We start from the raw sequence: 10,380 nt of genomic DNA, 5'->3' as shown, positions 1-10,380 counted from the left end.
CAACCCCAAACCCGCCGGCCGACCCCCCCCGCCGCGGCGGTCCACAACTCCCCCCGCGTCTCCCCCCCCCCCCCCCGGCGCGCCCCGCCGGGGCCTCCCCCCCCCCGCGCGCCCCCCCGCTCGTCCTGCTGCGCGTGCGCCCCTACAAGGAGACCACCGACCGCTACCTCGTCCACGACACCCTCACCCGGCGCACCGTCCGCCTCGACGGCCTCGGGCGCACCGGCCGCGTCCTCCCCGACGAGCAGGGCGTCGTCTTCCCCGGCGGCCACGTCCTCGCCACCGGCGAGCACCGCAGCTTCGACGCCCTCGACACCACAGGACTGGAGTACGAGCGCACCGTCCGCTCGCCCAACGGCGAGGACGTCCTCTACGTCTTCCAGGCGCCCGGCGGCGAACGCGCCCTGCTGCTCTCCTACAACGTCATCCGCAAGGAGTTCGCCACCCCGATCGCCTGCCGCGGCCACGCCCTCTTCGACGACGGCACGCTCCTCGTCCTGCGCACCGCCGCCGACGCCGAACCGGGCCGGGTCCACCCGGTGCAGCGCTGGCGCTCCCCGTACGTGTCCGACGCGCACGCCGCCGCCCGCCCGGCCGGCGAGGGACCACTGGCCCGTGTCGGCAACGCCGACCTGGTGCGCGGCATCTCCGACGCGCTCGCCGTCGCCCGCACCGTCAGCGGCACCGCCGACACGCCCACCACCGCCGCCTACGAGGCCCTCGTCGCCGCCTGCGCCCGCGCCACCGGCCAGTACCACTGGCTCGGCGATCCCGAACTCGGCGCGCTCGGCGAACCCTTGAACGCCCTGAAGGCCACCGCCGAGCAGGTCGTCACCGAGTACGCGACCGTGCGCGACCTCACCCGGCAGGCCGCCGACCGGCTGGCCGAATGCGCCACCCGCGTCACCGGCCTGGTCCGCCGGATCCGCGGCGAGGCCCCGCGCTCCGCGCCCGAATGGGTCGAGCGCATCACCGAACTCCGGCGATCTCAAGGACAGTTGCTGGCCCTCAAGGAGATGCGCTACGCCGACGCCGCGCGCATCGACACGCTCGCCGCCGACCTCGCGGACGACATCACCGCCGCCGGGCAGCGCGCCGTCACCTTCCTCGCCCGCCCCGACGCCTTCGCCGCCCACCACGAGAAGACCGAAGCGCTGGCCCGCCGCGCCGAGGAACTCACCACCGTCGCCGAGTCCGGCGCCCTGCTCGACGAACTCCGTGAGGCCGGCGAGCAGTTGCAGACCGTCACCGAGGTCGTCACCGGACTCGACGTCGCCGACGCCACTGTCCGCGCGACCGTCCTGGAGCGCATCGCCGAGGCCCTCGCCGGAGTCAACCGCACCCGCGCCACCCTGGACGTCCGCCGCCGCGAGCTCACGGCCCGCGAGGGGCGCGCCGAGTTCGCCGCCGAGTTCGCCCTCCTCGGGCAGGCCGTCACCGGGGCGCTCGCCGCCGCCGACACCCCGCAGGCCTGCGACGAACACCTCTCCCGGCTCGTCCTCCAACTCGAGGACCTGCACGGCCGGTTCGCCGAGTCCGAGGAGTTCCTCGACGACCTGGAGGCCAAGCGGACCGAGATCCACGAGGTCTTCGCCGCTCGCAAGCAGGGCCTCACCGACGAGCGGGCCCGCCGCGCCGAACGCCTCGTCGGCTCCGCCGGGCGCGTCCTGGAGACCGTCGCCCGCCGCTCCGCCGCCCTGGACTCCGCCGACGCCGTCCACACCTACTTCGCCTCCGACCCGCTCGTCGCCAAGGTCGGCCGCACCATCGACGAGCTGCGGGCCCTCGGCGACCAGGTGCGCGCCGACGAACTCGCGGGCCGCCTCACCGCCGCCCGGCAGGAAGCCGTCCGCGCCCTGCGCGACCGCACCGACCTCTACACCGACGGCGGCGACACCATCCGCCTCGGCCGCCACCGCTTCGCCGTCAACACCCAGCCCCTGGAGCTCACCCTCGTCCCGCACGGCGACGCCATGGCCTTCGCCGTCACCGGCACCGACTACCGCGCTCCCGTCACCGACCCCGCCTTCGCCGCGACCCGCCCCTACTGGGAGCAGCACCTCGCCTCCGAGACCCCCGAGGTCTACCGCGCCGAACACCTCGCCGCCCGCCTCCTCGACGAACACGGCGCCGACGCCCTCGCCGCCGCCGACGACCTGCCCGCACTCGTCCGCCGGGCCGCCGAGGACGCGTACGACGAGGGGCACGAGCGCGGGGTCCACGACCACGACGCCACCGAGATCCTCACCGCCCTTCTGCGCCTGCACGCCGGCGCGGGACTCCTGCGGCACACCCCGGCCGCCCGCGCCGCGGCCCAGCTGTTCTGGGCGCACGGACTGCCGGAGGCCGAGCGCGAGCCGCTCGCCCGCAGGGCCCGCTCCCTCGCCCGCGCCCGCGACACCTTCGGACTCGCCCCCGCGATCGACGACTTCCGCCGGGAACTGGCCGCCCGAATGGACGGCGACGCGGACGCGGCCGCATACCTCTTCGACGAGCTGAGCACGGCGCCCGCCGGATTCGTGACCTCGCCGCGCGTGCGCACCTTCCTCGACAAGTTCCGCCGCACCGTGGACGGCCCCGCCTACGAGGAGGACCTGCGCGGGCTGCCCGACCTCGGCTCCCGGCGCCAGATCGTCGAGGCCTGGCTCCAGGCGTACGCCGCCTCGGCCGACCCGGCGGGGGAGAGCGCCCCCGACCTGCCCGAGGCCGTCGCCGTCGAGCTCTGCCCCGGCCTGGAGCGCTACGACGGCGCCGCCGACCTCACCGCCACCGTCACCGGACTCCTCGGCACCCACCCGCGCGTCAGCTCCCGGACCCTCACCGTGCGGCTCGACGAACTCCTCGCCCGCACGCGCCGGTTCAGGACCGAGACCGTCCCCGGACACCGCGCCTACCAGAAGCTCCGCACCCGCCTCGCCGCCGCCGAACGCGACCGGCTGCGCCTGGACGAGCACCGCCCGCACGTCCTGCCGACCTTCGTGCGCGGCCGCCTGATCGACGAGGTGTACCTGCCGCTGATCGGCGACAACCTGGCGGCCCAACTCGGCAGCGCAGGCGGCCTGTTGCTGCTGATCTCGCCGCCTGGATACGGGAAGACGACCCTCATGGAGTACGTGGCCGACCGGCTCGGCATGATCCTCGTCAAGGTCAACGGTCCCGCGCTCGGCCACGGCGTCACCTCGCTCGACCCCGAGGAGGCCCCGAACGCGGCCGCCCGGCAGGAGATCGAGAAGGTCAACTTCGCCCTGGAGGCCGGGAACAACGTCCTGCTCCACCTCGACGACATCCAGCACACCTCGCCCGAGCTCCTCCAGAAGTTCATCTCCCTGTGCGACGCCCAGCGCCGCATGGAAGGCGTCTGGAACGGCCGGTCCCGCACCTACGACCTGCGCGGCAAGCGCTTCGCCGTCTGCATGGCCGGCAACCCGTACACCGAGTCCGGCGCCCGTTTCCGCATCCCCGACATGCTCGCCAACCGCGCCGACGTGTGGAACCTCGGCGACGTCCTCACCGGCAAGGAGGAGGCCTTCGCCCTCTCCTTCGTCGAGAACGCGCTCACCGCCAACGAGCACCTCGCCCCGCTCGCCGGCCGCGACCGCGCCGACCTGGACCTCCTCGTCCGCCTTGCCGCCGGCGACCCCACCGCACGCCCCGACCGGCTCGTCCACCCCTACCCGCCCGCCGAGCGCGAGCGTGTCGTCGCCGTCCTGCGCCACCTGCTCGCCGCCCGCACCACCGTCCTCGCCGTCAACGCCGCCTACATCGCGTCCGCCGCCCAGGACCCCGCGACCCGCACCGAACCGCCCTTCCGGCTCCAGGGCTCGTACCGCGACATGAACAAGATCGCTGCCCGGATCGACCCCGCGATGAACGACGACGAACTCGACGCCGTCGTGTCCGACCACTACGCGAGCGAGGCCCAGACCCTGACCACCGGCGCCGAGGCCAACCTCCTCAAGCTCGCCGAACTGCGCGGCACGCTCACCGGCGGGCAGCTCGCCCGCTGGGCCGAGATCAAGGCAGGTCATGTGCGCGCCCGCACCCTCGGCGGCCCCGAGACGGATCCGCTCGTGCGGGCCGTGGCCGCGCTCGGGCTGCTCGCCGACCGCGTCGCCGCCGTCGAGTCCGCGATCACCCGCGCCACCACCCCGCCCCCGGCATGACCGGACGCCCCCGCCTGTGGCCCCTGCCCGCCCCTGCGCTACAAAGGCCACGGCGAGAGTCGAGCGAGGCAGGGGCACACATGGCGGCGGAGCGGGGTATACCGGACGAGTTCCTGGACGGGTTCGCAGGGATCGTCGCCGAGGCCTCCGCCACCGGCCGCCGCCTCACCCGCGCCGAACTCGACTCGCGGCGCGCCCTGGGCGAGCGCGCCGCGGAGGCGGGACACGGACTGCGGGAGCTCGTCGGTGTCCACCTGGCCCAGGCCCGCGCCCACCCGTACGGCGCCGCCACCACGCTGGACGCCGTCCTGGCGGCCGTGGCCCAGGGCGTCGACGCGTTCGCCGAGGGCTACGAGCGCGCCCAGCGCGTCGCCGTACGCCGCGAGGAGGCGGCCCGCCGCGAGTTCATCGACGACCTCCTCCACGGGCGCAGCGACCTCGGCCGGATCGCCGAGCGCGCCGAACGCTTCGGCCTGCGCCTGTCCTACGCGCACGCCGTCGCCGTCGCCCAGGGCGGCCACGCCTACGACGAGGGCGACCGGGCCCCGCGCGACGTCGAGCGCGCCCTCAGCGCCCGCTTCGGTGACCGCAACGTCCTGCTCACCACCAAGGACGGCCGTCTCGTCTGCATCGCGCCCGGCGACCAGGACGAGGTCCTCGTCCACTTCGCCAAGCAGGCCCACGCCGCGACCGACGGCGGCCGCGTCGCCATCGGCCGCCCCCAGTCGGGCCCCGGCGGTGTCGTCCAGTCCTACGAGGAAGCCCTCAACGCCCTCGACCTCGCCGACCGGCTCGAACTGGAGGACCCGGTGCTGCGCGCCGCCGACCTCCTCGTCTACCCGGTGCTGACCCGCGACCGGCAGGCCATGGCCGACCTCGTGCAGAATGCGCTCGGCCCGCTCCAGCAGGCGCGCGGCGGAGCCCAACCGCTCATCGACACGCTCGCCACGTACTTCGACACAGGGTGCGTCGCCGCCGAGGCCGCCCGCCGTCTCTCCCTCAGCGTCCGCGCCTTCACCTACCGGCTGGCCCGCATCCACCAGCTGACCGGCGCGGACCCCGCCGACCCCGTGCACCGGTACACGCTCCAGACGGCGGTCATCGGAGCGCGGCTCCTGGACTGGCCGGCCCGGCAGTTCTGAACACCCGCCCCCGAGCGGCCCGTTCCCCTGTGAACGGGGTGCCCGGCACCGTAGGCTTGATCATTCGTCAGGCGGTGCAGGGCTGTCGGTGCGCGGGGGAGTGGACTCATGGTGGATCCGGTCACGGCGGTCGCCGGGGTGCTGATAGCGGTCGGCTCCGGGATGGCCAACGAGGCCGGCAAGCGCGCCTGGGAGACCACCGGCGCGCTGGTGCGCCGCATCACCGGCCGCGAGGTCCCCGCGCCCACCACCCCCGAACAGCGCGAACACGTCGCCCGGCTGGTCGTCGAGAGCGCCGCGGGACGCCCGGAACTCCTCGCCGAGTTCGGCCGGTTGACCGGTGGCCTCGCGAGCCCGCTCACCGGACCGCTCGGCGTCCGGCCCCGGCTGCCCTCGGCGCCGCACGTCTTCACCGACCGGCGCGACGTCATGCGGCAGCTCGACGACGAAGCGACCCGGCCCTTCGCGGGCCGCCCCCGCACCGTGCAGCTGCACGGCCCCGAAGGCATCGGCACCACCGCCGTGGCCGTCCACTGGGGCTGGCGGCGCGCCGACCGCTTCCCCGACGGACAGCTCTACGCCGACCTGCGCGGCCGGGGCCCCGGCGAGGGCGCGGCCCTGCTCCTGCGCGAACTCGGCGTGCCCGACGACCGGATACCGCCCGCACCGGCCGACCGCGTCACCGTGCTGCGCACCCTGCTCGACTCGAGCCGACTGCTCGTCGTCCTCGACCACGCCACGTCCACCGCCCAGGTGCAGCCCCTCGTCGTCACCGCGCCCGGCGTCTGCACCGTCGTCGTAGCCCGCGACCGGCTCGCCGGACTCGGCGCCGTGCGCGTCCCCCTCGGACCACTGCCGCCCCGCGATGCGAAACGCCTGCTAACCGAGGTCGCCGGCAAGCCCGCCGTCGCCGCCGCGAAGGCCACCCTGCCCGCCGTGCTCGACCGCTGCGGCGGCCACCCGTACGCCCTGCACGCCGCGGCCCGCCGCCTGTCGACCGTGCCGCACGCGCCCCTGGAGCCCACCGTGAACGGAGCGAACGACCCGGTCGGCTCCGCGGCCGAGGACACCTACCGGCGACTGAGTCCGGAGGCCGCCCGCCTGTACCGCCTCGCCGCCCTCCGCCCCTGGCCGGCCCTCGACGCGCCGGCGGCCGCCGCGATCACCGGACCCCGACAGGCCGACGCCGATGCCCTGTTGGAAGAACTCGCCGACGCTCTCCTGCTCGACCGCACGGGCGACGGCCGGTACCGCTACCGTCCCGGGGTGCGCGCCCACGCCGAGCGGACCGCCGCCGCCGGCGACGGCATCGCCGCCTGCTCCGCCGCCCTCGCCCGCGCGCTCACCCACTACGAACGCCGCGCCGTGGACGCCGCCCGGGCCGCCCTCCCGGAGAGCTGGCGGATCCCCGACGCCCTGCCGGACCACAGCCCGGCACCGTACGCCGACCGGGGCGCCGCCCTCGCCGTGCTCGCGCACGATGCCGCCGTTCTCGTCGAGGCCGTCGCGGCGGCCGAGGAGTCGGGGGACGCACCGACGGCGCTGCGGATCTGCCGCGCCCTGTGGCCGCTCCAGCTCAAGGCCGGACACCACGAGACGCTGCTTCCCGCCCTGCGCGCCGGTGCACGGCTCGCCGACGCGCAGGAGCCCGGCACGCGGATGTCCGGCGCGCTCCATGCCCAAATGGCCCACACCTGCACCGAGTTGGGGCGCCATGCGGAGGCCGAGACGGAGGCCGTCGCCGCCGCACGTGACGAGGCGGCGGCCGGGCATCTGCGCGGTGAGGCCTCCGCCGTCGAGTTCCTCGGGCTGCTCCGGCTGCGGCAGTGGCGCTACCCCGAGGCGCTGGAGCGGTTCGACGCGGCGGGCGCGATCCTCGACGGCATCGAGCCCGGAGCCGAAGGCCACGCCGACCTGCCCCGGGCCCGCGCCCTGCTGGAACGCCACCGCGGCCGGGCGCTGCGCGGCGCCGGGCGCCGCGACGAGGCACTCCCGCGCCTCGACCGCGCCCTGGAGTTCTTCCGCGACCGCGGCGAGGGCTACAACACCGCGCGCGTCCTCACCGACCTCGCCTGGACCCGCTACGAGGACGGTGAGCGCGCGACCGTGCTGCCGCTGATCGACGAGGCCCTCGCGATCCTCGTCGCCGAGGGTGCCACCCAGCATGTGGACGCGCTGCGTGTGCTGCGGGAGCGCTGCGTCAGCGGAGCGTGACCCGGACCCGGTGGGCTCCGGCCCCACCGGTGTCCAACAGCAGTCCGGAGTCCGCGAGTTCGGCCAGATCCTTGCCCGCGGCCAGCCACGCGTACAGAGCGGACGCGCACGCCGCCGGGTCCGGTCCGTCCGGACCGCTCAGTTCCACCAGCGCCCCCGTCCGCGTCCGCACCACACACTCCGCGGGACCCGTCGCGTACGCGGCGAGCGCGCACTGCGGGAAACGGTCGAGGGTCTCGGCGGCCCACCGCTCGGGCGGACCGAGACGCGGGTCGTCGCCGGCCCCGTACCGGAACACGACGTCCGCGAGGCCGAGCCTGTCCTGCTCGCGGGTGTCCTCGTGGAGCGCGGTGTGCGCCACGGCGCCGTCCTCGCCGCACGGGGCCGGATGCGGGCCCGCGTACCGCTCCAGGCGCACCTCGCCCGGGCCCGTGATCCACGTGCGGACGTGCAACGGGACGGACGGCTCCGCCGGTTCGTACGGGGGCAGGGAAAGCGGGGCGAGCCGGGCCGGCCAAGGCGGCTCGGGCAGGTCCAGGAGCTGATGGAACAGGCGGCGCAGACGGGGCGCCGCCTCGTGCGGCACCGCGCTGACGAACTCCGCCGCCTCGGACAGCGGCCGGTGCCGGGCGAGCAGCGCGTCGAGCTGCGGGCGCAACGGGGCCGCCGGGTCCAGCCGGGGCGCCGAGCGGACGAACGCGTGGACCGGGGCGTCCGGCGCGAGCGCGGAGAGCGGGGCGGCGCCCAGCAGGACGGGTGTGCCGAGCGCCGCCGCGTAGTAGGTCACCGCGCCGTGGTCGCCGATCACGGCGTCCGCCGCGATCAGTGCCTGCCGCCAGCCGTGCAGCGGGTCGATCAGGGTGAGCCCCGCGCGACGGGCCCGGTCGAGCCAGGACCGTATCTGGCCGGGGCCGTGGCCGTGCCAGAGATTGGGGTGCAGGACGGCGGCCAGACGGTGGGTGTCCACCGGGAGTTCCGAGGTCAGCCGGGGCAACAGCGCGGGGAGGGTGTCGTCGCCGCCGTCACCGAACAGCGCGTCGGGTCCCCAGGTCGAACTGAGCAGCACGAGCCGCTGCCCGGCACGGACGCCGAGCGCGCGGCGGTAGCGGTCGCGGTGGGCGCGGGCGGCGAGGATCCGGTCCCAGCACGGGTCACCGGCGAGCACCCCGGTGTGGGCCGCCTCGGGGCAGACGGCGCGCAGCCGCTCCTCCTGCTCGGGGTGCGACAGGACGAGCGCGTCGGCGACCGGCGCCCCGTCGGGGCCGAGCAGCCACTCCGGCGACAGCCCGAACACGGGCGCGCCACCCCTCCGCTCCCGGCTCCCGGCTCCCGGCTCCCGGCTCCCGGCTCCCGGCTCCCGGCTCCCGGCTCCCGGCACCCGGCACCCGGCACCCGGCACCCGGCACCCCCAGCCTTTTAGTGTATCCAACGCCGTGCGACAGGATGGCCAACTGCCCTTTAATCTCTGCCAGTTGACCACCGAAGCTCGCCGAGACGGCGAGGTCGACCGGAGTGGCCAGGGCCTGATCCCACGGGAGCACGGGCACGCCCGTCTGCGCGAGCAGCTCCCGTACGCCCGCGCCGAACGCCGAGGACTCGGTGCACGTGGCGAGCAACTGCACGCGCAGGTCGTCGTCGAAGAGCGGCAGGACGTCGAGCAGCCGGGTCGCCGACGTGACGTTGTGCAGGACGAACAGCACGGTGCGGGTACGGCCCCGGGTCGCCCAGCGGGCCGCGTCCGGCCCCGCCGGAACCCGGATCCAGTGGTCCGGCACCGCGTCCGTCATGCCGCCCCGACCGCCCCGGCCGCACCGTGCGCCGCGGATCCGAGCGCGAGCCGCTGCACCCGCACCAGATCCGCCAGCGGATCCCGCGCCGACGCGACGAGCGTGCCGCCCGCGTCCGCCACGGCCCGCGCGAGCCGCTCCGGCACCTCGCCGAACACCCACGTCACCTGCCGCGCCGCCGCCGGACCCGGCCGGTACTCCGGCTCGTGGTAGGCCTGCGCCCAGGCGCCCGCGTTGTCCCGCATCAACTGCGCGGCCGCCTCGGCTATCCCGTACGTCCATCCGGAACCCAGGAACGTGAACTCCCGCGCTGCCAGGAGCACATGGGGCAGCGTCTCCTCGATCGCCTCGTGGGCGTCGTCCGTCGCGTCGTCCAGCTTCTCGCCGAGCGGCGCGCGCAGCAGGGCCAGGGCCGTGGTCGGGAACCGGGTCGCGACCTCGGTCGCCGGCTGGTCGGTGAAGTCGAGCCGCACCGTGTGGTCGGCGATGTCCGGGGCGTCCGGCGCCGCCGTGATCACGACGCTGGGCACACTGCCGTGCACCCTGCCGAGCAGCCGCAGCATCACGGGTGCGGTGCCGGTGCGGGTGAGGGCGACGATCCGGTCGTACTCCCGCCCGTACAGGAACGCGGACGCGCTGAACGCGTCCGTCTCGCCGTGGCCGCGGCTCTCGCGGAGCGCGGCGTAGGACTGGGCCATCGCGTAGGCGGGGCCGGAGCCGATGACCGCGACGCGTTCTCCGCGGTGCGGGAGCGCGGACCTGTGGCTCGCCGCCAGTTCCGCGGCCCGGGTCCAGCAGTCCGGTTGGCTCGCGACATCCTGTGGTACTGGCACTGGCACTGCCCGCACGGTCGTGCTCCCCGTCCCCATATGAGCCCCCCCGGGCTGATCTCGGATGTTCCCCTGGACGTTACTCGACGGCCGTGTCGCCCTGCACGGGCGCTTCGGGGAGCGAGACGGGATCGCCGGGGGTGTGTCGGGCGCGTCGCGGGCCGCGGGTCGGTGGGGGCTGGTCGCGCAGTTCCCCGCGCCCCTGAAATGCAGACCCTTCGGGTCGCATTTCCCCGATGAAGGC

4 protein-coding genes and 1 pseudogene are annotated in these 10,380 nt (G+C 75.6%); 3 read left to right on the top strand and 2 right to left on the bottom strand.

All coding sequences use genetic code 11. The annotated features are described in order from the left end of the window. Window positions 1-119: 119 nt before the first annotated feature. The 3 genes and pseudogenes from ACFW9D_RS35510 to ACFW9D_RS35500 all read left to right on the top strand — a co-directional run. A pseudogene (locus ACFW9D_RS35510) lies at window positions 120-4,163 on the top strand (DNA repair ATPase); the annotation flags it as partial. Window positions 4,164-4,243: 80 nt separating this feature from the next. Beyond that, window positions 4,244-5,305, top strand: coding sequence for a CdaR family transcriptional regulator (locus ACFW9D_RS35505; protein WP_188335947.1), 1,062 nt, complete (start codon window positions 4,244-4,246; stop codon window positions 5,303-5,305). Between the two features lie 108 nt (window positions 5,306-5,413). Beyond that, window positions 5,414-7,519 (top strand): tetratricopeptide repeat protein, encoded by a 2,106-nt coding sequence (locus tag ACFW9D_RS35500; protein WP_384629126.1) that lies wholly within the window; start codon window positions 5,414-5,416, stop codon window positions 7,517-7,519. Here ACFW9D_RS35500 and ACFW9D_RS35495 read toward each other — a convergent pair. Together ACFW9D_RS35495 and ACFW9D_RS35490 are read right to left on the bottom strand one after the other, a co-directional pair. Beyond that, window positions 7,506-8,813, bottom strand: coding sequence for a hypothetical protein (locus tag ACFW9D_RS35495; RefSeq protein WP_384629123.1), 1,308 nt, complete (start codon window positions 8,811-8,813; stop codon window positions 7,506-7,508). The two genes, ACFW9D_RS35500 and ACFW9D_RS35495, sit on opposite strands and share 14 nt — an antisense overlap. Window positions 8,814-9,302: 489 nt before the next feature. Beyond that, window positions 9,303-10,139 (bottom strand): SIS domain-containing protein, encoded by an 837-nt coding sequence (locus ACFW9D_RS35490; protein ID WP_384629120.1) that lies wholly within the window; start codon window positions 10,137-10,139, stop codon window positions 9,303-9,305. Between the last annotated feature and the right edge of the window lie 241 nt (window positions 10,140-10,380).

The sequence above is a fragment of the Streptomyces sp. NPDC059524 genome (assembly GCF_042749255.1).
Lineage (GTDB): Bacteria > Actinomycetota > Actinomycetes > Streptomycetales > Streptomycetaceae > Streptomyces > Streptomyces xanthii.
The sequence above is the reverse complement of the archived record's forward strand: the minus strand, read 5'-3'. Positions and strand labels throughout refer to the sequence as shown.

Coding starts and splice junctions, on each gene's coding strand:
- ACFW9D_RS35505 (WP_188335947.1), top strand. CDS start 4,244: ATGGCGGCGGAGCGGGGTATACCGGACGAGTTCCTGGACGGGTTCGCA.
- ACFW9D_RS35500 (WP_384629126.1), top strand. CDS start 5,414: ATGGTGGATCCGGTCACGGCGGTCGCCGGGGTGCTGATAGCGGTCGGC.